This is a genomic window from Microbacterium sp. T3-8 (genome assembly GCF_055398145.1).
In genome coordinates, this window is record NZ_AP027918.1 from 1,663,884 (window position 1) to 1,686,361 (window position 22,478).

At 69.4% G+C, this 22,478-nt stretch carries 25 protein-coding genes and 1 tRNA gene; 12 read left to right on the forward strand and 14 right to left on the reverse strand.

The window, feature by feature from the left end:
* Positions 1–17: 17 nt before the first annotated feature.
* A complete protein-coding gene (locus ACZ5Y9_RS07790; protein WP_464472703.1) occupies positions 18–938 on the reverse strand; it encodes an alpha/beta fold hydrolase in 921 nt (306 codons plus the stop codon).
* 171 nt (positions 939–1,109) lie between these two features.
* On the opposite strand from ACZ5Y9_RS07790, the gene ACZ5Y9_RS07795 reads away from it, so the two are divergent.
* From ACZ5Y9_RS07795 to ACZ5Y9_RS07805, 3 genes are read left to right on the forward strand one after another with little or no spacing between them, the layout of a single operon-like run.
* Entirely contained in the window at positions 1,110–1,586 is a 477-nt protein-coding gene (locus ACZ5Y9_RS07795) for a carboxymuconolactone decarboxylase family protein (protein ID WP_440746771.1), read from the forward strand.
* Positions 1,583–2,296, forward strand: coding sequence for a tyrosine-protein phosphatase (locus tag ACZ5Y9_RS07800; RefSeq protein ID WP_247622821.1), 714 nt, complete (start codon positions 1,583–1,585; stop codon positions 2,294–2,296). The genes ACZ5Y9_RS07795 and ACZ5Y9_RS07800 overlap by 4 nt, the downstream gene beginning before the upstream one ends.
* Positions 2,297–2,352: 56 nt before the next feature.
* Positions 2,353–2,823 (forward strand): SIP domain-containing protein, encoded by a 471-nt coding sequence (locus tag ACZ5Y9_RS07805; protein WP_464472704.1) that lies wholly within the window; start codon positions 2,353–2,355, stop codon positions 2,821–2,823.
* A gap of 23 nt (positions 2,824–2,846) precedes the next feature.
* On the opposite strand, the gene ACZ5Y9_RS07810 is transcribed toward ACZ5Y9_RS07805, so the two are convergent.
* From ACZ5Y9_RS07810 to ACZ5Y9_RS07825, 4 genes are all read right to left on the reverse strand, one after another.
* Positions 2,847–3,284, reverse strand: coding sequence for a Fe-S oxidoreductase (locus tag ACZ5Y9_RS07810; RefSeq protein ID WP_464472705.1), 438 nt, complete (start codon positions 3,282–3,284; stop codon positions 2,847–2,849).
* Positions 3,281–4,087, reverse strand: a complete 807-nt coding sequence (locus tag ACZ5Y9_RS07815) for an arginase family protein (protein WP_247622818.1) — start codon at positions 4,085–4,087, stop codon at positions 3,281–3,283. The genes ACZ5Y9_RS07810 and ACZ5Y9_RS07815 overlap by 4 nt, the downstream gene beginning before the upstream one ends.
* Positions 4,088–4,154: 67 nt before the next feature.
* Positions 4,155–4,898, reverse strand: a complete 744-nt coding sequence (locus ACZ5Y9_RS07820) for a PspA/IM30 family protein (RefSeq protein WP_247622817.1) — start codon at positions 4,896–4,898, stop codon at positions 4,155–4,157.
* 55 nt (positions 4,899–4,953) lie between these two features.
* Positions 4,954–6,996, reverse strand: a complete 2,043-nt coding sequence (locus ACZ5Y9_RS07825) for a TPM domain-containing protein (protein ID WP_464472706.1) — start codon at positions 6,994–6,996, stop codon at positions 4,954–4,956.
* A gap of 122 nt (positions 6,997–7,118) precedes the next feature.
* Between ACZ5Y9_RS07825 and ACZ5Y9_RS07830 the strand changes: the two genes are divergently transcribed.
* From ACZ5Y9_RS07830 to ACZ5Y9_RS07845, 4 genes are read left to right on the forward strand one after another with little or no spacing between them, the layout of a single operon-like run.
* Positions 7,119–7,958 carry a DUF3097 domain-containing protein gene (locus ACZ5Y9_RS07830; RefSeq protein ID WP_404596591.1) on the forward strand — a complete coding sequence of 280 codons (840 nt, stop codon included), beginning with the start codon at positions 7,119–7,121 and terminating at the stop codon, positions 7,956–7,958.
* Positions 7,959–8,001: 43 nt separating this feature from the next.
* Complete coding sequence (gene trmB, locus ACZ5Y9_RS07835; protein WP_440746778.1) at positions 8,002–8,727, forward strand: tRNA (guanosine(46)-N7)-methyltransferase TrmB; 726 nt, start codon at positions 8,002–8,004, stop codon at positions 8,725–8,727.
* A 5-nt stretch (positions 8,728–8,732) separates the two neighbouring features.
* Complete coding sequence (locus ACZ5Y9_RS07840; RefSeq protein WP_372491579.1) at positions 8,733–9,554, forward strand: CPBP family intramembrane glutamic endopeptidase; 822 nt, start codon at positions 8,733–8,735, stop codon at positions 9,552–9,554.
* Between the two features lie 38 nt (positions 9,555–9,592).
* Positions 9,593–9,985, forward strand: a complete 393-nt coding sequence (locus ACZ5Y9_RS07845; RefSeq protein WP_247632452.1) for a DUF1304 domain-containing protein — start codon at positions 9,593–9,595, stop codon at positions 9,983–9,985.
* A gap of 27 nt (positions 9,986–10,012) precedes the next feature.
* Here the strand turns inward: ACZ5Y9_RS07845 and ACZ5Y9_RS07850 are convergent, their stop codons facing one another.
* From ACZ5Y9_RS07850 to ACZ5Y9_RS07875, 6 genes are read right to left on the reverse strand one after another with little or no spacing between them, the layout of a single operon-like run.
* On the reverse strand, positions 10,013–10,414 hold the full coding sequence (locus ACZ5Y9_RS07850) for a RidA family protein (protein ID WP_464472707.1): 402 nt from the start codon (positions 10,412–10,414) through the stop codon (positions 10,013–10,015).
* Positions 10,415–10,474: 60 nt separating this feature from the next.
* Positions 10,475–11,452, reverse strand: coding sequence for a zinc-binding dehydrogenase (locus tag ACZ5Y9_RS07855; RefSeq protein ID WP_464472708.1), 978 nt, complete (start codon positions 11,450–11,452; stop codon positions 10,475–10,477).
* An 18-nt stretch (positions 11,453–11,470) separates the two neighbouring features.
* Positions 11,471–11,893 carry an organic hydroperoxide resistance protein gene (locus tag ACZ5Y9_RS07860; RefSeq protein ID WP_247622809.1) on the reverse strand — a complete coding sequence of 141 codons (423 nt, stop codon included), beginning with the start codon at positions 11,891–11,893 and terminating at the stop codon, positions 11,471–11,473.
* Between the two features lie 26 nt (positions 11,894–11,919).
* A complete protein-coding gene (locus ACZ5Y9_RS07865) occupies positions 11,920–12,387 on the reverse strand; it encodes a MarR family winged helix-turn-helix transcriptional regulator (RefSeq protein ID WP_464472709.1) in 468 nt (155 codons plus the stop codon).
* Positions 12,388–12,423: 36 nt separating this feature from the next.
* Positions 12,424–13,122 (reverse strand): ion channel, encoded by a 699-nt coding sequence (locus ACZ5Y9_RS07870; protein ID WP_464472710.1) that lies wholly within the window; start codon positions 13,120–13,122, stop codon positions 12,424–12,426.
* 44 nt (positions 13,123–13,166) lie between these two features.
* Positions 13,167–13,592: a GIY-YIG nuclease family protein gene (locus ACZ5Y9_RS07875; RefSeq protein WP_247632449.1), complete on the reverse strand. Its 426-nt coding sequence runs from the start codon at positions 13,590–13,592 to the stop codon at positions 13,167–13,169.
* 128 nt (positions 13,593–13,720) lie between these two features.
* Here ACZ5Y9_RS07875 and treS point away from each other — a divergent pair, with 128 nt between their 5' ends.
* On the forward strand, positions 13,721–15,490 hold the full coding sequence (treS, locus tag ACZ5Y9_RS07880) for a maltose alpha-D-glucosyltransferase (protein WP_464472711.1): 1,770 nt from the start codon (positions 13,721–13,723) through the stop codon (positions 15,488–15,490).
* Positions 15,487–16,947 carry a maltokinase N-terminal cap-like domain-containing protein gene (locus ACZ5Y9_RS07885; RefSeq protein ID WP_464472712.1) on the forward strand — a complete coding sequence of 487 codons (1,461 nt, stop codon included), beginning with the start codon at positions 15,487–15,489 and terminating at the stop codon, positions 16,945–16,947. The genes treS and ACZ5Y9_RS07885 overlap by 4 nt, the downstream gene beginning before the upstream one ends.
* Positions 16,948–16,978: 31 nt before the next feature.
* Here ACZ5Y9_RS07885 and ACZ5Y9_RS07890 read toward each other — a convergent pair whose 3' ends face one another.
* Entirely contained in the window at positions 16,979–17,371 is a 393-nt protein-coding gene (locus ACZ5Y9_RS07890) for a VOC family protein (RefSeq protein ID WP_336640559.1), read from the reverse strand.
* A 105-nt stretch (positions 17,372–17,476) separates the two neighbouring features.
* Between ACZ5Y9_RS07890 and cmtR the strand changes: the two genes are divergently transcribed.
* Positions 17,477–17,839 (forward strand): Cd(II)/Pb(II)-sensing metalloregulatory transcriptional regulator CmtR, encoded by a 363-nt coding sequence (cmtR, locus tag ACZ5Y9_RS07895; RefSeq protein ID WP_247622799.1) that lies wholly within the window; start codon positions 17,477–17,479, stop codon positions 17,837–17,839.
* Complete coding sequence (locus ACZ5Y9_RS07900; RefSeq protein ID WP_464472713.1) at positions 17,826–19,757, forward strand: heavy metal translocating P-type ATPase; 1,932 nt, start codon at positions 17,826–17,828, stop codon at positions 19,755–19,757. The genes cmtR and ACZ5Y9_RS07900 overlap by 14 nt, the downstream gene beginning before the upstream one ends.
* Positions 19,758–19,818: 61 nt before the next feature.
* Here the strand turns inward: ACZ5Y9_RS07900 and ACZ5Y9_RS07905 are convergent.
* Together ACZ5Y9_RS07905 and ACZ5Y9_RS07910 are read right to left on the reverse strand one after the other, a co-directional pair.
* Positions 19,819–19,891 (reverse strand) — tRNA-Arg (locus tag ACZ5Y9_RS07905).
* A 16-nt stretch (positions 19,892–19,907) separates the two neighbouring features.
* Positions 19,908–20,714, reverse strand: coding sequence for an SGNH/GDSL hydrolase family protein (locus ACZ5Y9_RS07910; RefSeq protein WP_464472714.1), 807 nt, complete (start codon positions 20,712–20,714; stop codon positions 19,908–19,910).
* A 70-nt stretch (positions 20,715–20,784) separates the two neighbouring features.
* On the opposite strand from ACZ5Y9_RS07910, the gene argS reads away from it, so the two are divergent.
* Positions 20,785–22,449 (forward strand): arginine--tRNA ligase, encoded by a 1,665-nt coding sequence (argS, locus tag ACZ5Y9_RS07915; RefSeq protein ID WP_464472715.1) that lies wholly within the window; start codon positions 20,785–20,787, stop codon positions 22,447–22,449.
* Positions 22,450–22,478: the final 29 nt, after the last annotated feature.

Here is a 22,478-nt window from a genome sequence, read left to right on the forward strand (position 1 = left end):
CGACGTCACATTCCGTTTCACACCGACGCGGAGGCTGCGGCGACGAACTCGGCGAGCTCGACGGGAGCGGTCTCCTGAACGTTGTGGGTGGCATCGAACACCACGACGCGTGCGGTCGGGATGCGGCGCTGCAGGTCATCGGCATCCGCTTCGCTGACGAATCCCCGCGTCGCCCGGATCACGGTCAGGGGAGCGCGGACGGCGGCGAGGTCGTCCCATCCCGTCTCGTGCAGGACGGACGGTGCCGCCGGGGTGCCCGGGGCGTGGGATGCGAGAGCCTGCGCGGCGAGGTGCGCGAAATGGTGCTTCCACTCGATGCGTCCGTCCGGTCGCACGCGGGTGTTCAGGAACACACCTCGCTCGGTCTCGGGGCGTGTACCGCCGAACCCGAGCGCGATCGCCTTGTCGACGAGTTCATCGCGGGTCGCGAAGTCCACGGGCCCGGCATAGAACTCGCGGAGGGCCGCGGGACCGGCGGAGGTGTCGATGCCGGGGGTGATGTCGACGACGATGAGCTCGGCGACGAGATCGGCGCGGCTCGCCGCCAGCGCCGCGCCGGTCAGGCCGCCCAGGGACTGTCCGACGACGATCTGCGGTACGTCGGTCCAGGCATCGAGCGCCGCGGCCACGTCGACGGCGAGGGTGCGCGGCGTGTAGTCGAGGTCGTCGCGCCAGGACGAGTCTCCGTGCCCGGCGAGGTCGATCGCGAGGAGCGGGGTGCCGAGGGCGAGCGCTGTGGTGTCCCAGGTGTGCGCGTTCAGACCGGCACCGTGCAGCAGCGTCACACGGGCGGGTTCCGTCCCGAAGCGCAGTGCGCTGACCGTGCGGCCATCCGGCAGGGGGAGGGTGAGCCGTTCGACCGGAGGAACGGGGAGGCCGAGCGCCTCGGCCTGCGCGGGAAGATAGCTGAACTCGCTGATGTCGATCGCCACGCCCATATTCTGCGCCCCTGGAGCAGGCATCGCGAAATGGCGGATCAAAGTGAGCATCTAGAACGCTCTCGGGCTTGTCTAAAAGTTCAATCAACGGCGGATGGGATTGGCGTTGTGCATTTCTTGATGACGGAATGCGTCGGCCGTCCGACACCGACAGCCGAATATCATGGAGTCATGAGCGAGACGCGAGTGCACCTCTCCAAGACCGAGCCGACCGCCTACCAGGCCCTCGATGCGTTCTCCCGCACCGTCGGAGAGATCTGCGCCGCCAATGGCATCGACGATCGTCTCAAGGAGCTCGTCATGATCCACTGCTCGCAGCTGAACGGCTGCGCCTACTGCACACGCATCCACGTCGACCGTGCCGAGGCTGCCGGTATCGACGCCGACACCATGATGCAGATCGCGACCTGGCGCGAGAGCGGCGTGTTCAGCGAGCGCGAACGCGCGGCGCTCGAACTCGCCGAGGCGTTCACGTTCATCTCGGACGAGGGGGTGTCCGACGAGGTGTACAACCGCGTCGGCAGCGTGTTCACCGAGAAGGAATACGCAGCCCTGAGCTGGGCGTGCGTGTCGATCAACGCGTTCAACCGCGTCGTGGTCGCCGGGCGATACCCCGTACCGGCCCGTTCGCCGCAGGCCCGGCCATGAGCGTGCTCGACGTCGGCGGCGTCAACAACGTCCGCGACGTCGGCGGGATGCCGGCGGCAGGCGGTCGCATCCGTCAGGGCATCCTGTTGCGCTCCGGTCAGCTCTCCGGAGCGACGGCGAAGGGGGCCGAGGAGCTCCGCGGACGTGTCGCGCACATCGTCGATCTGCGCGACGGCGAGGAGGTGGCGGCGGAGCCCAGCGAGATCGTCGGTCCGGATACCACCCACCTCCCGCTGTTCCTGGGGTCCGTGCGCTCGTTCTTCGAGACCGACACGAGTCTCGAAGACCTCTACCTGCATCTCCTCGAGGAGAGCGGTGGGAGGCTCGTCGAGGCCATCCGCATCATCGCGGCGGGGGAGCCGACGCTCGTCCACTGCACGGTCGGCAAGGACCGCACAGGGGTGACGGTCGCACTGGCACTGTCGGCCGTGGGTGCCGATCGCGAGGCGGTGATCGAGGACTATGCGCTGACCGAGTCGCAACTCCCACCCGAGCGGAACCGTCGGATCGCCGCATACCTGACCGAGCTCCACCCCGAAGCCGTCAACGCCGTCGCTCTCGCGACGCAGTCCCCGGCTCCGGTGATGCGCCGTCTTCTCGAGATGGTCGACGAGCGCTGGGGGTCGGCGGCCGACTATCTGCGGGCGCAGGGGATGACGGATGCCGAGCTCGCGGCGCTGACCGCGGCACTCGTCGAGCCCGTCGGGTGAGGCGAATCGCGGAGCAAGGTTAGGCATGCCTTCATCGGTGTTACGATGGAGGAACCATGGACACCTCGTTCGACATCCGCAGCACACGCGCAGCGCGCCGTGCCGCTCGTCAGCGCTCGCACCACCTCGTGACGGCCGATGAGAAGTCGCTCGTCGACCTCGAGATGTTCCTCTCCACGCTCCCGCTGTGCGCATCGGGTCGGATCTTCATCGAAGTTCCGACCGCTGCCGATATCCAGGTCATCGACGCGCCGGCACGCATGACCGTGACCTGGCTGGCACGCGCAGACCGCTCGGGTGCTCCGGGTTCCGGTCGTTCCTGCGCCCCGGGTCAGGCACTCGCGCGCGCCACGTGCGCGTGGGCCGACGAGATGCTCTGCGATGACGAGGTCTCCACCCAGGTCACGCTTCTCGGCGGTTACCTCGGCACCGCCGACATCGTCGATCACCTCACGATGAGCCTCGCGGTCGAGGCGACGTCGATCCACGCTCCCGAGCGCTTCGGTCTGCTCCCGATCGATCGCTGAACGTTCCGGTCGATCGCTGACCGTCAGTGGGAGCGGCGCACGTAGTTGCCGTCCTCCAGCCCGGCTTCGATCTCGAAGCGGTTGCGCAGCGGGTCGCGCCCGGCGACGAAGTACAGCACCGGCATGAGGAAGCCGTACCGCAGCCACTGAGCCTTGTGGACCGCCTCGTGACGCAGGACGGCGTCGGTCGGACGCACGTCACCGGTGAGGAAGCATCCTCCGACGCACACGCCGCCGCGGTTGAAGGTCCACGTGGGCATTCCCCGGAAGATCCAGAGTCCGCCGCGGCGTTCGACGGGACCGGTGCTCCACAGCGACCCCCAGAGCCATCCCACGGCCGTCCCCCAGGCGTAGCCGATCCGGCTCACGGGGGAGCGGAGGAGGAAGGAGGGGATGCGGCGGTCGAAGCGTCGGCCGCGGGCCAGTGCCTCCTCGGCCGCGGGTCTCCAGTCCGTCGTCATGCGACGGCACCGATCAGACGCAGGATCGCACCGAGGTCGTCCACCGCGTCGGCGGGGGTGCGCGGGGCGAAGCCCGAGATCGTGGCACCCGCGAGCGGGATGTCTTCGCGGAGTCGGCGGATGGCCGAGGCGAGCGCCGCCGGGGTCGTGCCGAACGGCGCGGGATCGGAGACTCCGGTGATCTCGGCGGGATCGAGCACATCCACGTCGATGTGCACCCAGACCCGTGAGGCGCCGGTCGCGCGGACGGCATCGAGCAGCGCGTCCGTGTCGTCGAGGTCGGCGACCTGCAGGTGGGCGAACGAAGAGATCTCGTCGACCTCGGCATCATCGAGGGCACGCATTCCGACCGTGACGATGCGTTCTCGGGGGAGGGCAGCGGTGAGCGCGAGTTGCGGCTCTCCCTCGCCCAGGATCGCGCGGAGCGCCATGCCGGAGAACGCCCCGGACGGAGAGGTCTCCGGCGTGTTCAGGTCGGCGTGAGCGTCGCACCACACCACGGCCAGGTCGTCGGTGCCGCCGGGCAGCGCGTCGAGGGCGGCGACCGTGATGCTGCAGTCTCCACCGATCAGCACGCTGTACTCGTCGGTGAGGTGCTCGCGGATCAGTTCGCGGGTGCGCAGCAGAGCGCTGAGCCGCCGCACGCCGGTCCCCAGCGACTCGCCGGCTTCGACCGGCACGTCGAGGGTGGTCGTGCGGGCGCGCGGCAGGTCGCCGGCGATGGCCGATGCGCCGTCGACGAGGAGCATCGCGCGTGCGGCCGGTGATCCCTGCCATTGCGGGACGACGAGGAATCGCACCATGGGTGCCTCCCGGGAAAGAGGAAGTGCGGATGCCCCGGACGGCGAGTCCGGGGCATCCGCGGGGGGATCAGTTGCCTTCGAGGGCCTGACGGGGAGCGGTGCCGCCGGCCTTCAGCTCAGCGAGGCGCGCCTCGACCTCGGTGAGCTCTCCGAGGTCCTCGAGGCTCTCGAACTGGGCGTCGAGGCTCGACGCCGCGAGCTCGATCTTGCCCTGCGCGATGGCCTCCTGACGGCGGACCTTGTCTTCGAAGCGGCCCAGCTCGCTCGTGGGATCGAGCACGTTGATCGATCCGACGGCGTCCTGCACCTTGGTCTGCGCCTCGGCGACCTTGGCGCGTGCGAGAAGCTCGCTGCGCTTGTTCTTGAGCTCGCCGAGCTTGTCCTTCATGCCGTTCAGGCCGCTCTTGAGCTTGTCGACGATCTCGGTCTGAGCGGCGATCTGCGGCTCTGCACCGCGGGCCTCGCGCTCGGCGCTGATTTGACGCTGCAGCGCGATCTTCGCGAGGTTGTCGAACTTGTCGGCGTCGGCGGTGTCGCCGGAGCCGCGCATCTCATCGGCCTTGCGGCTGGCAGCGAGGGCCTTGTTGCCCCACTCGGTGGCCGACTGCACGTCTTCTTCGTGGTCGCGCTCGAGCAGGCGCAGGTTGCCGATCGTCTCGGCGATCGCGGACTCGGCATCGGCGATGCTGTTCGTGTAGTCGCGCACGAGCTGATCGATCATCTTCTGCGGGTCTTCGGCAGAGTCGAGGAGCGAGTTGATGTTCGCGCGGACGAGGGTCGAGATTCGTCCGAAGATGGACTGCTTGGTCATGCGAGGTTCCTTTCAGAGGGTCGGAATCGAAGTCTTGTCGAGTGGCCTATGAGGTTCAGAAGCGCCCACCTCCCGAGCGGCCGCTGCGCCCGCCGCTGGAGCGGCCGCCCCCGAAGCCGGAGCTGCGGAATCCACCGCCTCCGCTCGAGCGCCAGCCGCTGCTCCGGGAGGAGGATCGACTGCCACCACCTCCGCCCGCGAGGAGGCCGCCGATGATGCCGCCGAGGATGTCGCCACCGAGGCCGGAACCACCGGACGAGCCGGAGCCCCCGGAGTTTCCGAACGGCCCGCTGCCCCAGCCGTCGTATCCACGGGAGTCGTAGGCGGACACGTCGGCGGACGCGGAGGAGATCGCCTGTCGTGCGAGATCGAGGGCGCGGGTGGCCTCGGTGAGCGCGGCGTCGGGCGAGGTGGTGCGGAGGGCGACCGCCTGCGTGAGGCTCGCATCGGCCTGCGAGAGGCGGGTGCGGGCGGTGGACCCGACCGTTCCGCGTCGGGTCTCGATGAACTCCCGGGCGGTGCGGATCTCGGAGCCCGCCTGGGTCAGGGTCTGCTCGAGCATCTGCTCCGCGCGCCGAGTGCGCTCGAGCGCCTCGCGCCCCTGCGCGATCGCGGCATCGATCTGGGCGTTCGCGGCAGACAGGGCATCGAAAGCGCGCTGCGGATTGCGCGCGGTGCCGCTGAGATCGACCTGCGCGGCCTGCAGGTACTGCAGGGTCGTGGACGCGGCTGCGGAGAGTGCTCCGCCGGTGTCGGGGAGCTGCTGCGCGGCGGCGACATCGGCCTGCAGCTCGGCCACGAGCGCCTGCGCCTGTGTCTCGACGGCGGCGAGATCCGAGCCGAGCGCCGTGATCGCCTGCACGAGTTGTGTCGCCTGGGCGACGGATTGCTCGGCCGTGCGGATGGCGAACGCTGCTTCGCCCGTGCGGCCGGCCGCGATCGCCTGGCCCGCCGCCTCGATCGCGTGGTCGGCGAGGCCCGCACGCTCCTGAGCCTGGGCGGGGTTGTCGGCGACGGTGCTCAGCGCTTCGGCCGCGTAGGTCGCCGAGAGCGTCGCCAGGGCCGGCGCCGCTCCGGCGAGTACGGGCGCGAGTGCGGCGCGCTCGCGACGCACGCGTTCGAGTTCCTGCGGGGCGTTCTGCTCGAGCTTGCGGAGGGAGTCGAAGGCTTCGGTGTTCGCGTCGAGGAGGTCGTCGATCTCGTCGGCGATCCGGATGATCCGGATGTTCCAGGCGCGCTGCTCGTGCACCGTGTCCTCGATCTCGTCATCGAGCTTCTGCTTGAGGTCGAAGGCCTCCGACAGCTTCGCCTTCGCCTGATCGACGGCGGTCGTGAACTCGGCCGTCGCGCTCTCACCGAACTGCGCGATCGCGAACCCCAGCTCCTCGCGGCTCGAGGTGATGGCGTCGTCGGCCTGCACGAGAGCGGAACCCGCCTGCGTCTGCACCTGCTCATCGGTCAGCGTCGAGAACGGGTCGGCGGGGTCCGGATGCTCCGGCATCGCCCCGCGCTTGCGGATCGCGGCCGCCCGGCGGCTCCGCCGGACGAGAGCGATGACCAGCCACGCCACGAGAGCGAGAGCGATGAGCCCGGCCACGACGAGGAACGCCTGCAGGGCGCCCGCGCCGCCATCGCCCTGGATCTCGTCGGCGGCGAGGAGTATCGCTCCGTCCCAGTCGTCCTGTGCGAGCAGGGGCTGGATCTCCTGCTCGATGTCGTCGAGGCGGGAGTTGCTCAACGGCCCGCCCTCGGCCGCAGAGATGTAGTAGCTGCGCTGATCGGTCGCGATCGCGAGCAGGTACTGATCGGGACCGAGGTTGCTGCGCGTCGCCGTCGTGTCCGCCCATTCGACGCGGTCGTTCGGCGAGGTGAACTCGTCGACGAAGACGACGAAGAGATCGGCGGACGAGTTCTCGGTGAGCTCCTGGAGCCGCGTTTCGACGGCGTCCTTCTCACTCGCGCTGAGGACACCCGCGGCATCGGTCACGTACCCCGAGTCGAGCGTGAGGGGATCGGTCGCGGAGGCGGCCCCGGAAGTGACAAGACCCGCCGCGACGGCGACGACCGCGGCGCTCAGCGCCAGCCACCGTGTCTTCATCGTTTTCCCTCCGACCGGCAGGCGAGCCCCATGTCCCGAGTCTATTCACACAGCCCGACACGCGACAGCATCCGAGAGCGGATCGCCGTTCGCCCTCAGCGGAGACGCATACGCTGGAAGGCATGGACGACAGGTACGGATCGGATGTGCTCGCATCGGGTTGGCGCGAGCGCGGTGCGAAGCAGGTGCCGACGGTCCCCGCCGAGCTCGATCTCGTCGTCGAGGTCGCCGACGACGGGTACTGCGGAGCGGTCACCCGCGTGCAGGGCGGAAACGTCGAACTCGAGGACTGGAAGGGCCGCAAGCGTCTGTTCCCGCTCGGCGGCGGCTTCCTCATCGAGGGCAGGCCTGTGCGGCTGGCGCCCCCGGTGCCGAAGACACAGGCACCGCAGCGCACGGCATCCGGGTCCTTCGCCGTCGGAGACCAGCGCGCGCGCATCGCGTTGCCGAGCCGCATCCTCGTCGAGGGCAAGCACGACGCGGAGCTCGTCGAGAAGGTGTGGGGTGCCGATCTCCGCGTCGAGGGCGTCGTGGTCGAGTACCTGCAGGGCGTGGACCTCCTCGACGAGCTGCTCGCCGACGAGCCTCCGTCCGCGAAGCGGCGTTACGGCGTGCTCGTCGACCACCTCGTGCCGGGCTCGAAGGAGTCGAGGATCGCGGATGCCGTCGCCCGGGGGCCGCACGGGCGCCATGTGCGCATCGTCGGGCATCCGTTCGTCGACGTGTGGCAGTGCGTCACCCCGCGGGCACTCGGTATCACGCGCTGGCCCGAGATCCCGCGGGGCACGGACTGGAAGACCGGGATCTGCCGCGCCTTCGGATGGCCGCACGAGACTCAGGCCGACACCGCGCGTGCGTGGCAGCACATCCTGAGCAAGGTGCACAGCTACCGGGACCTCGAGCCGGCGCTGCTCGGCCGGGTGGAAGAACTCATCGACTTCGTGACGGAACCCGCGAGCTGACCCGCGCACCGGTCGAGGGGACGCACCCGGCTACCCTGGAAGCATGCCCGAACCCCGAACCTTCCGTGACGAGCCGGTGTCCTTCGTGCGCCGGAGCGGACGGATGTCCGAGGCGCAGGACCGCGCCTTCACCGACCTCGCCCCGCACTACCTGCTCGACGTGCCGCGGGCCGTCGCGTGGACCTCGGTGCACCCGGAGGCCCGCCTCGACGTCGCCGCCGAATACGGTCGCGACGCCCCTCTGATCGTCGAGATCGGCTCCGGGCAGGGCCACGCGATCGTCGCCGCTGCGGCGTCGCGGCCCGATGACGACTTCCTCGCCGTCGAGGTATTCCGCGCGGGACTCGCCCGCACCATGCTCGACGCCGACCGGGAGGGCGCGAAGAACCTGCGGGTCATCGAGGCGAACGCGCCCGAGGTGCTCTCGTCGTACCTGCCGGAGGCCGCCGCCGCGGAGACTTGGATCTTCTTCCCCGATCCGTGGCACAAGAAGAAGCACACGAAGCGTCGCCTCGTGCGTCCGGGATTCGCCGACAACGCGGCCAGGGCGCTCGTCGACGGGGGCCTGCTCCGTCTCGCGACGGACTGGGAGGACTACGCGCTGCAGATGCGCGAGGTGCTGGATGCCGAACCGCTCTTCGAGCGCGCCTTCGAGGGGGAGTGGGCCGAGCGCTTCGACGGACGCGTCATGACGGCCTTCGAGCGCAAGGGCATCGCGAAGGGGCGCGATATCCGCGACCTCGTCTACCGGCGTCGCCCGCGCCCGTGACCGACGTGCGGAGCGACGTGCGCACCCGGGGCATCGTCCCGGCGGTGCTCGTCTGCGCCGCTGCGCCCGCGTTCTTCGTGGCGGAGATCGCCTGGCTCGGATGGGTGCTGCTGGCGATCGGGATCGGCGTCTCCTGGGCGATCGAACGCGGACGGGTCACGGCATCCGCCCCCTCGCTCACGCGCGACCTGTCGCTCATCGCCCTCGGCCTGCTCGTCGTGAGTGTGATCCCGCTGGCCGCCGAACTCGACAACCTCGCGATGCTGCGCTTCACCCTCGCGCTCGGCGGCGCGGTCGCTCTGCCCTATCTCGTGTCGCGCTTCGTCTATCGCGATCGGGCGATCTCTTTCCCGTGGCGGGCGCACCGCCGGTGGGGCCGGTTGCAGTGGGGCTGGCTCGTCGCCGTTCTCGTGCTCGGCTGGCTGATCCTGCCGTTCTACTTCATCACGAGCGGCGTCTACGCCAACTGGCCCGTCGTCGACACCCCCGATCTGATCGCGCGCCTCTTCGTCGGTGTCGGCGCGGTCGGCATCTGGGACGAGCTGTTCTTCATCTGCACCGTGTTCGCCCTGCTGCGCCGGCACTTCCCGGACGCGGTGGCGAACGTGCTGCAGTCGATCGTGTTCGTCTCGTTCCTCTGGGAACTCGGCTACCGGGAGTGGGGCCCGCTCCTGACGATCCCGTTCGCACTGCTGCAGGGGTTCATCTTCTTGCGCACCCATTCGCTCGCCTACGTGGTCACGGTGCACCTGCTGTTCGACGCCGTCGTCTTCGCCGTTCTGGTGCACGCGCACAATCCCGGACTGCTGCCGATCTTCCTCGTCTGAGGCCGCGCGCGAGGGCGCGAGTCTGCGACAATCGGAGGATGCTCATCGCCGGACTCGTCCTCGCCGCGGCCGCTGCCGCCTTCCATGTCTTCATCTTCGCGCTCGAGTCGCTGAAGTGGACCGAGCCCGAGACCCGCAAGATCTTCGGCGTCGCCAGCGAGGCGGATGCCGTCACGATGAAGCAGCTCGCCTTCAACCAGGGTTTCTACAACCTCTTCCTGGCGCTCACGACCCTCTTCGGCATCGGGTTCACGATGTTCGGGTTCGCCACGATCGGGCTGACCCTGGTCTTCGCCGGCACCGGAATGATGCTCGCCGCCGCTCTCGTGCTCGTGCTCGCGGACCGGACGAAGGCGCGTGCTGCGGCGATGCAGGGCACCCTGCCGCTCCTCGCGGTCGTCGTCACCGCGATCGGTGCATCGCTCGCCTGATCGCGGCACCGGATCGCCGGACGCCCGTCAGGCGCGCACGACGGCGGCGACGGCGCTGATCTCGATCAGCGCGCCGGGAACGCCGAGCGCGGAGACGATCGCGGCGGTCACCAGCGGAGGCTCGCCGTCTCGCGCGAGCCGCGATGCGACCGCGCCGTAGGCGGCGCGAAGATCCGCATCCTGGCGGATCAGCACCGTCCAGCTGATCACGTCGTCGAGCGTCGCCTCGACCGCCGCCAGAGCGATCGCCGCATTCTCGACCGCGCGGATCGACTGCTCTGCGGCGTCGTCGGAGACGATCTTCCCGGACTCGTCGACGCCGTTCTGGCCGCCGACGTGGATCGTCGTCGCTCCCGGCGGGACGACGGCGACATGGCTGAACGCGGGACTCATGACGAGCCCTGCCGGTCTGATCAGTGAGATGCCCATGAACGCAGTATGGGCCGGGCCGCCGACATCGGCGACCCGGCCCATACCGGTCGGAGGGCGTCAGAAGCGCAGCAGCACCTTGCCGACACGACCGGGGGTCTTGCTCAGTCGAACGGCATCCGCGATGTCGGCGGCGTCGAAGGTGCCGGCGACCGGGAGGGTGAGCGTACCGTCGGTGACGCGCTGGATCAGCTCGGTGAACAGTGCTCCGCGGGTGGACGCATCCATCGTCTGGATGACCTTGCTGCCCCAGAATCCCTTCACCGTCGCCTGCTTGAAGATCACATCGGACGAGGCGATCTCCATGACGGGGGAGTTCATCGCGCCGAAGGCCACGAGCGTGCCGCCCTCACCGATCAGCGACAGTACGTCGCCCGCCGACGATCCGCCGACCGAGTCGACCCCGGCGACGATCGCGGCACCGCCGGTCAGCGCGGCGGCCTGCTCGCGCCAATCCGTCTGGTCGGTCGCGATGACGTTCTCGATGCCCTGCGCGCGCAACTCGTCGACGCCGGCCGAGCGCCGCACGAGGCCGAGCACGTTCACGCCGCGTGCGGCGCCGAGCTGGGCGAGCATGCGCCCGACGGCGCCGTTCGCCGCGTTCTGGACGATCCAATCGCCCTCGTTCACATCGAGGAACTGCAGCAGGCTGATCGTGCTGAAGGGCATCGAGACCAGCTGCGCGGCGCTCTCGTCGGAGAGGCCGTCGGGCACGGGGATGAGTCCTGCGGCGTTCGCGACGATGTACTCGGCCCAGGCGCCGAAGGTGCCACCGGTCGCGACACGCTGACCGACGACGAGATGATCGACGCCGTCACCGACGGCATCGACGACGCCGAGCGCCTCGGTGCCGGAGGCGGCGGGCAGTTCGGGCTTGAATCCGTAGGTGCCGCGCACGGTCCACAGATCATGGTTGTGGATGGGGGAGAGGGCGACGCGCAGGCGGACCTGGCCAGGCCCCGGCTCGGGAACGGGCCGCTCTTCGAGGGCGAGGACGTCCTCGGCTTCGCCGAAGGTGTGGTGGATGAGTGCGTGCATGGACATGCTCCTTCGGTCTCAGTCGTCGGAGACGGTGATCGTGACGTCGATGTTGCCGCGGGTCGCATTCGAGTACGGGCACACCTGGTGCGCGGCATCCGCGAGGGCCTGCGCCTGCTCGTGGGGGAGCGTGGGGATCACGACCTCGAGTTCGACGGCGAGGCCGAAGCCGCCCTGGCCGTTCGAACCGATGTGCACGCGCGCGCCGACCGAGGAGTCCTCGATCTGGACTTTCTGCGCCCGGGCGACGGACTGCAGCGCGGAGTGGAAGCAGGCCGCGTAGCCGGCGGCGAACAACTGCTCGGGGTTCGCCCCGTCGCCGCTGCCGCCCATCGCCTTCGGAATGGCGAGATCGAACTCGACGCGACGGTCGTCGGTCGCGACGTGTCCGTTGCGGCCGGCGCCGGTGGCGAGTGCTTCGGCGGTGTACAGAGCTTCCATGGGTGTGTTTCCTTCCGGGAGGGTGGTCATTCGGAGCCGCGGGCGCGAGCGGCGCCGGCGGGGGTCGGAGTGGATGCCTGGAGGAGGCGCGTCAGCTCGTGGAGCTCGGCGATCAGACGCAGCCGGTGCGCGTCGTCGTGGATGCCGGAGAACCCGGCGACCTCGGCCGGGATCTTCGCCAGGTCGCCGCGGAGCTCCTGACCATCCGCGGTGAGCTGCACGGTCACGACCCGCTCGTCGGCGGAGCTGCGCTGCTTGCGCACGAGCCCCGACTGCTCGAGCCGCCGCACGAGCGGGGAGAGCGTGCCGGAGTCGAGCTGCATCGCCTCGCCGAGCGATCCGATGGTCTGCTCGCCCTCGTGCCAGAGGATCGCGAGCACGAGGTACTGCGGGTAGGTGAGGCCCCACGGTGCGAGGAGAGCGCGATACGCCTGCGTCGTCGCGCGGGCGGCGGAGTACAGCGAGAAGCACACCATCTCATCGGTCACGGCCATGACACGAGTATTGCACGCAATTCAGTTGTGCACAATTTAACTGTCGGGCTGTACGCCCTCACGCGGAGAGGTGGCGCCGCGCAGGATGCGAGCGAAGGCGGTGAGGAGGAAGAGCTGGCCGGTGATGGCCTCGACGACCGCGATCGTCTGCCCGATGGTTCCTTCCGGGACGAGATTGCCGTAGCCGGTGGTCGTCAGCGTCGTGAACGAGAAGAAGAGCTGATGGGCCAGCGAGTCCTCGTGCGCATCCGCGAACACCGGTTGCGGGGAGAGCAGGCCGAGCAGGTTGTACGCGAAGGCGAAGGCGATCCCCACGAGCACGTATGCCGTGATCGCCGCGAGGAGCGCTTCGAGGTTGAGCCCTCGACGACGGATCTGGTGGGCGATGATCGCGACCGGCGCGATGAGCAGCGCCACGAGTGTCGCCGACGAGAGCCCGATGTCGAGCAGTTTCTGCTCGGTGCCCAAGAGCACGGCCACGACCGCCGCTGCTCCGGCGACCGAGAGGATCACCCAGCTGGTGCGCTGCAGTGCGGCGTTCGCGCCGGTGACACGGAAGACGACCGCGACGGTCGCGAGGATCAGCAGGAAAGCGAGTGGGCTCGGGTTCGTCGACTTCTGGGCGGTCGAGAGTGCGTACGACACCACGAGGAGCACGAGCACGCCGCAATAGCCGATGACGCCCTCATTCGGCCGGCGCCGACCGTCACCAACGTTCTCGTCGTGGCTGGACACGCCGCCAGTATGGCACCGCGGGTGCGACGCATCCACCGTGGTGCTCAGCCCCGCAGCGCCTCGCTCACCCACCGTGCGTACTGGTTCCACGGCGGCCCTGCGCGTCGCAGGAGCCGGGTGTGCGCTTCGAGCGCCGAGCTGAACTCGAACCACTCGCCGCCCTCACGCCACTCGGCGAACTCCCGATGTCGCTGCTGCTCGAGTGCGCGGTCGCCGCGCTCGAACGCGAGCAGCTCGTCGTGGTGGATGCGAGCGAGCCTCTGCCGGGGGTGCGCGCTCGTGCCGATCTTCACCCGTCTGTCGTATCGGAGGTAGTAGACGACGTCGACCCGAGGACGCGGCAGGTCGTCATCGGGCACATCCCCGTACCGCCAGCCGCAGATCGCACAGATCCATCGGTCATCACGACGCTCGCCGTCGACCCCGCCGCACAGGTGGCAGGGCCCGGGGAGGAACGTGGGCCGGGTCATGTGTCGAAAGGCTAGGCGCACCCTCCGACATCGCGTCGGTACACCTTCGTCGTCCGAACCCGCAAGGGGTGACGTTCCCGGGGTCGGATGTGACAGGTTGGGCGCATGTTGCGAGACGGGAGAAACGCATGAGCACTGCGGCCGATCCGGCACCGCCCACGGCATCCATCCCCATCCTCACCCAGGAGCCGTTCCCCGACACCCCGGGCAGTCCCGCGCCCGAGTGGTTCAAGACCGCGGTGTTCTACGAGGTCCTCGTCCGCTCGTTCAAGGACGGCGACGGCGACGGGTCGGGTGACTTCCGCGGACTGATCGACAAGCTCGACTACCTGCAGTGGCTCGGGGTGGACTGCCTCTGGATCCCGCCGTTCTTCCCCTCTCCGCTGAGAGACGGCGGGTACGACGTCGCCGACTACACGGGCATCCAATCCGACCTCGGCACCACGGCCGACTTCCAGGAGTTCCTCGACGCGGCCCATGCGCGCGACATGCGGGTGATCATCGACTTCGTCATGAACCACACCAGTGACGAGCATCCGTGGTTCCAGGCGAGCCGGAAGGATCCCGACGGGCCCTTCGGAGACTTCTACGTGTGGAGCGACACCGACGATCTCTACGAGGACGCGCGGATCATCTTCGTCGACACCGAACCCAGCAACTGGACCTGGGACCCGGTGCGCCAGCAGTACTTCTGGCACCGCTTCTTCTCCCACCAGCCCGACCTCAACTTCGACAATCCGAAGGTGCACGAGGCGATGATCGACGCCATGCGGTTCTGGCTCGACATGGGGCTGGACGGATTCCGCCTCGACGCCGTCCCGTATCTCTACGAGCGCGCGGGCACCAACGGCGAGAACCTGCCCGAGACCCATGACTTCCTCAAGAAGGTGCGGCGGATCGTCGACGACGAGTACCCCGGTCGGGTGCTGCTCGCCGAGGCGAACCAGTGGCCGGCCGACGTCGTCGACTACTTCGGCGACCCCGAGGTCGGCGGCGACGAGTGCCACATGTGCTTCCACTTCCCGGTGATGCCGCGGATCTTCATGGCGGTCCGACGGGAGTCCCGGTACCCCATCAGCGAGATCCTCGCCGAGACGCCCTCGATCCCCTCCGGATGCCAGTGGGGGATCTTCCTCCGCAACCACGACGAGCTCACGCTCGAGATGGTGACCGACGAGGACCGCGACTACATGTGGAGCGAATACGCGCAGGATCCCCGGATGAAGGCCAACATCGGCATCCGCCGTCGCCTCGCGCCGCTCCTCGACAACGACATCGATCGCATCGAGCTGTTCACGGGACTCCTGCTGTCGCTGCCCGGATCGCCGGTGCTGTACTACGGCGACGAGATCGGGATGGGGGACAACATCTGGCTCGGCGATCGCGACGGCGTGCGCACTCCGATGCAGTGGACCTCGGATCGCAACGCGGGTTTCTCGACCGCCAACCCCGGAAGGCTCTCCCGTCCGATCGTGCAGGATCCCGTGTACGGATACCTCGCGGTGAACGTCGAAGCTCAGCAGGAGGACCGGTCATCGCTGCTGCACTGGACGCGGCTGATGATCCACGCCCGCAAGAAGCACCCGGCCTTCGGGCTCGGCAGCTTCAACGACCTCGGGGGATCGAACCCCGCCGTGCTGTCGTACACGCGCGAGCACACCAATGACGACGGCACCGTCGACGTCATTCTCTGCGTCAACAACCTGTCGCAGTTCCCGCAGCCGGTCGAACTCGACCTCCGTCGCTTCGAGGGGATGGTGCCGGTCGAGCTGGTCGGCGGCGTGCCCTTCCCCCGCGTCGGCGAGCTGCCGTATCTGCTGACGCTCGGCGGACACGGGTTCTTCTGGTTCCAGTTGCAGGAACCCGCCGACGATGCCGATGAACGGGGGATGCTGTGAACGTCGTCGCTCCGGGAGTCCTGGAGGACTATCTCGTACGCACCCGCTGGTTCGCCGGCAAGAGCCGACCGTTCCGCGTCTCGCGGGTGCGGCGGATCGCGGACCTCGAGGGCCCGGACCAGGGCGTGCGGGTGGCGGTCTTCCTCGTGACCGTCGACTACTCCGACGGCGAGGCGGGTCACGAGACCTATCAGGTCCCCCTGTCGATCTACGACGAGCCGCAGGAGGCGATCGCCCACGCGTTCATCGGGGCGGCGGAGGACGAGGGGCGCATACGGCACGTCTACGACGCCGTGCACGATCGTTACGCCATGGCGCTCTGGCTCGACGGGCTCGTGGCGGCGGAGCATAGCGCGACGTTCGACCGGGGAGGACTCCGTTTCCATCGCGTGCCGGGAACCGATCCGCTCGACCCGGGGCTGCGGGCATCCCCGCTGAGCGGCGAGCAGTCCAACTCGTCGATCCGCTTCGACGACGTCGCGATCATGAAGGTGTTCCGTAAGGTGACCCCGGGCGCGAATCCCGACATCGAGATCCATCGGGAACTCACCCGGCAGCACTCGGAGCACGTCGCCGCGCTCTACGGCTGGGTCGAGGCCGATGTCGACGGCGAGACCGTGCAGTTGGCGATGATGCAGGAGTTCCTGCGCACCGCTTCCGACGGGTTCGAACTGGCCACAGGGAGCGTGCGATCCCTGCTCGCCAACCCGTCGCAGAGCGTCGAGGAGTCGGGGGCGGACTTCGCCGGCGAGGCCGCTCGCCTCGGAACTGCGGTCGCCGAGGTGCACGCGGCATTGCGCGGACGGTTCCCCTCGGAGACGCGTGATGCGGCCGCCGCGCAGGCCCTGGCGCGTGCGCTGGAGGATCGCCTCGACCACGCACTCGGTGTCGTGCCGGAACTCGCACCATACGCCGAGCGCCTTCGGGCGATGTACGCGACAGTGGCCGCGCTCGGCCGGCTCGACGTGCAGCGCGTGCACGGCGACCTTCACCTGGGGCAGACCCTCCGCACCGCGCACGGGTGGCGCATCGTCGACTTCGAGGGCGAGCCGGGGCGCCCGTTCGCGGAGCGCTCGCTCCCCGATTCACCCTGGCGCGATGTCGCCGGGATGCTGCGCTCCTTCGACTACGTGCCCGGCACGGTGGCCCTCACTCAAGCGACGGAGGAGGGGGCCGATCCGGATGCCGAAGACGATCTGCGCGCCGATCTCGCTCGTGAGTGGGCGCGTCGGGCGCGGGGGCATTTCCTCGACGCCTACGTCGGCGCGCTCTGCCGTACCGAGTCGGTCGGGGCGGATGCTGCGGCGCCGGGGGAGGAGGAGCAGATCCTCGCCGACAACCGCGCGCTGCTCGACGCATACGTCGCCGACAAGGCCGTGTACGAGGCCGTGTACGAGAAGCGCAACCGCCCCGCGTGGATCGCGATCCCGCTCGCCGCGCTCGCCGACGTGGTCTGACGACGCGGTTCGGTGGGTCTGCTCCGGTGGATCAGGATGCCGAGAGTACCGAGAGCACGTTGCCAGCCGGATCTCTGAACCAGGCGATGTCCGGCCCGCGATCGGGCCCGCCGCGCATGATCCCCTTGGCGTCGGTGCCCATCTCGTCGTCGTAGATCTTCGTGACCACGCCCCGGGCGTTCAGATCGTCGACCGCGGCCTCGACGTCGTCGACGGGGAAATTGAGGATCGTGAAGCTGGCCGGTGTGTGATCGGGTTTGGCGTACACGAGGATCGACCCTCCGTCGGGCAACCGGATGTCGAGGAACCCCATCGCGTTGGTCGTGACGTCCAGGCCGAGGGTGTCGCCGTAGAAAGCGCGGGCCGCGTCGATCGAGTCGACGCTGAACCCGCTGAACGGATGCGTGATCTGGAAAGCGGTCATGCAATCAGCATGCGCTCGCCGCGGGGGCGTGTCCAGAGGCGGAGTCCGGGATGGAGCGACGCTCGCCGATTGTCGACTATTCATCATTCGCTGTATAGTCACCGTATGCTGACCATTGCCTCCCGGATCGATGTGATGAACCGTCTCGGCCGTGCCATGGCCGATCCCACGCGTTCGCGGATCCTCCTGCAGCTTCTCGACGGCCCCGCGTACCCTGCGCGCCTCTCGGAGACGCTCGCCCTCTCGCGCACGAACGTCTCGAATCACCTGTCGTGCCTTCGGGGATGCGGGATCGTGGTCGCGACGCCGGAGGGGCGGCAGACCCGCTATGAGATCGCCGACCCCCACGTGACGAAGGCGATCACCCTTCTGGTGAACACCGTGCTCGCGGTAGACGACGGCGAACCGTGCACCGACGAGAACTGCGACGTGCCGCTGTGCTGTTCACCCGCCGATGTCGACCTGTGATGCGTGCTGCGGTCCGGTGATCGCAGCGGCAGGGGCGGTCGGGCACACGGATGCCGAGCATGAGGTTCGTCCGCCGCTCTGGCGTGATACCGCGCTGCTCCCGTCCGTCATCGCCGGCGTGGTGCTGCTCGCCGGCTACGTGCTCGAGTGGAGCGGGTTCCCCATCCCGGCCCTCGTGCTGCAGGGGGTCGCCCTCCTCGCCGGCGCCTACACCTTCGTGCCCGGAGCGCTTCGCCGCCTGGCGCGGGGGCGCCTCGGCGTCGGGCTGCTGATGGCCATCGCGGCGATCGGAGCGGTGGCTCTCGGTCACGTGGGAGAGGCAGCGGCATTGGCTTTCCTGTTCTCCCTCGCCGAGGCGCTGGAGGATCGCGCGATGGACCGAGCGAAGGAGGGCCTCCGCGCTCTTCTCTCGCTCATCCCCGAGACGGTGCGCGTGTCGAGGCTGAGCGGCGACGCGAGCATTCCCGCCACGGAGGTGCGCGAGCTCGACGTCCTCGTCGTCGGGGCGGGAGAGCGGATCGCGACCGATGGCGTGGTCGTGGACGGACGCTCGAGCATCGACACGTCCGCCGTGACGGGCGAGTCGATCCCGGTCGCGGTCGGTCCGGGGGAGGCGGTGCCGGCGGGTTCGGTGAACGGATCGGCGACGCTCCGCATCGAGGCGACGGCCGACGGACGGGACAACTCCCTCACCCGGATCGTCGAGCTCGTGGAGCAGGCGCACGCCCGCAAAGGCGAACGTGCGCGCCTGGCCGACCGGATCGCCCGCCCGCTCGTGCCGGTGGTGCTCATCGTCGCCGCGCTGATCGTCGGGTTCGGGTTCGTGGTCGGGGACCCCGGTCTGTGGGTCGAGCGCGCGCTCGTCGTTCTCGTGGCCGCATCCCCCTGTGCTCTCGCCATCGCCGTTCCCGTGACCGTCATCAGCGCCATCGGCTCGGCATCGAAGTTCGGCGTCGTCATCACCTCGGGCGAGGCGTTCGAGCGGTTCGGAACCATCCGCACGATCGCATTCGACAAGACCGGCACGCTCACCCGCAACGAGTCCGAGGTGGTCGCCGTCGCCGCGGCCCCCGGTCGCACGCGCGAGGAGGTCCTCGGCCTCGCCGCCGCGCTCGAGAGGACGAGCACGCACCCGCTCGCCGCCGCGATCGCACGCGCGGCGGCGGACGCTCCCGCGGCCACCGAGGTCGTCGAGGATGCGGGCCACGGTGTGACGGGTCGGGTCGGGGCCACTCGCGTCCGCGTCGGAAGTGTGCGGTGGCTCTCCGAGCTAGGCGACCTCGAGGGCGCCGCCGAAGAGATGGCGGACGACGGGATGACCGTGGTCGTGGTCGAGGTCGATGCACGGATCGCGGGGGTCATCGGTGTACGCGATGAGCTGCGCCCCGAGGCGGCGGAGACCATCTCGTTGCTCGAGGAGCAGGGTGTTCGCGTCATCATGCTCACGGGCGACAACGAGCGCACCGCCCGCGCGCTCGCCGCCCGCGCGGGAGTGAGCGACGTCCGTGCGGAGCAGCTCCCCGCAGACAAGGCGGCCGCCGTCACCGCGCTCCTCGCCGAGGGGCCGACGGCGATGGTCGGTGATGGCATCAACGACGCTCCGGCACTCGCGACTGCGACCGTCGGCATCGCCATGGGAGCGGGCGGTTCGGCGGCGGCCGTCGAATCCGCCGACATCGCGTTCACCGGCCACGACCTCCGCCTCCTGCCCGCAGCCCTCGCCCACGCGCGCCGCGGGCGCCGGATCATGACCGTCAACATCGGCCTCGCCCTGGCGATCATCGTGGTGCTGTTCCCGTTGGCCTTGTTCGGAGTGCTCGGCCTGGCCGGCGTCGTGCTCGTGCACGAGATCGCCGAAGTCGTCGTCATCCTCAACGGGGTGCGGGCCGCCCGGCGGACGGCATCCGTGCCCCGCTGACCGCATCACCCGGAAACGGAAGAAGGACCGCCCTCACGGACGGTCCTTCTTCGCGTATACGTGCCCCCGACAGGAGTCGAACCTGCGACCTACGGTACCGGAAACCGGCGCTCTATCCACTGAGCTACGGAGGCGTACCGAACGACGATATCACTGCTCGGGGGTGGTCTCCGACTCGCCGGCGATCGTGACCGGCGCGCCGCTGAGCGCATCGAGCGCGGCGGCGACACGTTCGGCGAGGTAGCGGTGCCCGGCGGAGGACGGATGCTTGCGCCCCACCTCGACGTCGATGACCTCGAGGTAGTTCTGATCGGTGATCCAGTCCTCGGCGACGGGGGAGACGTACCACCAGCCGTGGGCGGCGGCGAGATCCGCGAGATCGGCGTCGATGCGCGCGGTGCCGGCACCGACGGGGAGCTCGTGCGGGGCGGGCCCGAGGATCACGATCGTCGCCTCGGGGTACTTCGCCGCCATCGCATCCCAGGCCGCGTTCACTGCCTCGCGGTATCCGGCCGCGCCCTGCTCGCGGTCGTTGATCGAGCCCTGCAGGATCACGAGGTCGGGAGACAGCGCGGGATCGAGCGCCGCGATGCGCTCGCCGAAGGCGGGGCCGTCGAGTCCGGGCTTGAGATAGCCGCTGCCGCGCACACCCTTCACGATCGTCTCGCCGTCGAGCAGATCGGCGAGGAGATACGCGTATCCCTCGGTCGGGACGGTGGCGGCCGAGCCGTACGTCCAGGAGTCGCCGAAGACGAGCACGGTCGGGTGCTCCGGCAGGACGAGCGGAGCCGGTGCGATCGCGGCGGCGGGCTCGCCTTCCGCGGCGCCGACGGGGGCGGTCGAGGCGAGCGGTGCCCAGGGGCGCCAGACGCCGAGGACGCCCGCGACGACGGCGACGGCGAGCACGGCGGCGACGCCGGCGAAACGCAGTCGGCGGCGTGCGGGAGCGACGGTCATGGCATGAGGGTAAGTCACAGATCGGTCTGCGCAAATTCGACACCGTCCCGAGCCGTAAACTTGGTGGTCTATGAATCCTGAAACGCTCGCCGAAGCCCTCCTCGCAGTCCTCGCTCCGATCGCGGACGAGCGACGCCCCGGCGAGCCCCTCGGGCTCTCGGCATCCGACATCGTCCTGGAGCGTCCGCGCAACCGCGACCACGGCGACTGGGCCTCGAACATCGCGATGCGCCTCGCCAAGCCGTTCGGCACGAACCCGCGCGAACTCGCGCAGCAGATCGCCGACGGTCTGGTCTCGGTCGACGGCATCGCCACCGCCGAGGTCGCGGGCCCCGGATTCATCAACATCCGTCTCGAGGCCGCTGCAGCCGGCGCGCTGGCGAAGACGATCGTCGACGCGGGCGTCGCCTACGGCACGAACACCTCGCAGCAGGGCGTGAGCGTGAACGTCGAGTTCGTCTCGGCGAACCCGACCGGACCGCTGCACATCGCCCACACGCGCTGGGCGGCGCTCGGTGATGCGATCGTCCGCCTGCTCCTCGCCAGCGGCGCGCACGCCGTGCGGGAGTACTACATCAACGACGCCGGCGCGCAGATGGACCGCTTCGCATCGTCGCTGGTCGCCGCCGCGAAGGACGAGCCGACCCCCGAGGGCGGATACCCGGGGGAGTACATCACGGCGCTCGCCGGCCGCATCCTCGAGGCGCGCCCGGATCTGCTCGACCTCTCCGACGAGGAGCAGCTCGAGGTCGCCGGCGACCTCGGATACGAGTACCAGCTCGCCGAGATCAAGAGCTCGCTCGACCGCTTCAACGTGCCGTTCGACGTGTGGTTCTCGGAGCGCACCCTGCACGCCAAGGACGCGTCGGGCACGAGCCTGATCGACCAGGCGGTCGAGCGCCTGCGCGAGCAGGGCCACGTCTTCGACGAGGATGGCGCCGTCTGGGTGCGCACCACCGACTTCGGCGACGACAAGGATCGGGTGATCCGCCGCTCGAACGGCGAGTACACCTACTTCGCCGCGGATGCCGCCTACTACCTCAACAAGGGCGACCGCGGATTCGAGAACAAGATCTACCTCCTCGGCGCCGACCACCACGGGTACGTGCACCGCCTCAAGGCGGTCGCCGGTGCGGCGGGCGAGGATCCGGAGCGCAACGTCCAGGTGCTCATCGGGCAGATGGTGTCGATCAACGGCGCCCGCCTCAGCAAGCGCGCCGGCAACATCATCGAGATGGACGACCTGCTCGAGTGGCTCGGCGCCGACGCCCTGCGGTATTCGCTCGAGCGCTCGCCCGCGGACTCACCGCTCGATCTCGACCCCGAGCTGCTGCAGAAGCGCACGAACGACAACCCCGTCTTCTACGTGCAGTACGCGCACGCCCGCACGCACAACGTCAGCCGCAACGCGAACGACTCGGGCGTCGACCGCTCCGAGTTCGCCCCCGAGACGCTGACGCACGAGTCCGAGGCGGCGCTGCTCGGCGCGCTCCAGGAGTTCCCGCGCATCGTGGCGTTCGCCGCCGAGGTGCGCGAGCCGCACCGCGTCGCCCGCTACCTCGAGGAGCTCGCGGGCCTCTACCACCGCTGGTACGACAACTGCCGCGTGATCCCGCAGGGCGACGACCCCATCGAGAGCGTGCACCGCACGCGTCTGTGGCTCAACGACGCGGCCGGACAGGTCTTCCGCAACGGGCTCGACCTCCTGGGCGTCTCCGCACCGGAGCGCATGTAACCCCCCCCGTCCGCACCACCGAGGTAGGG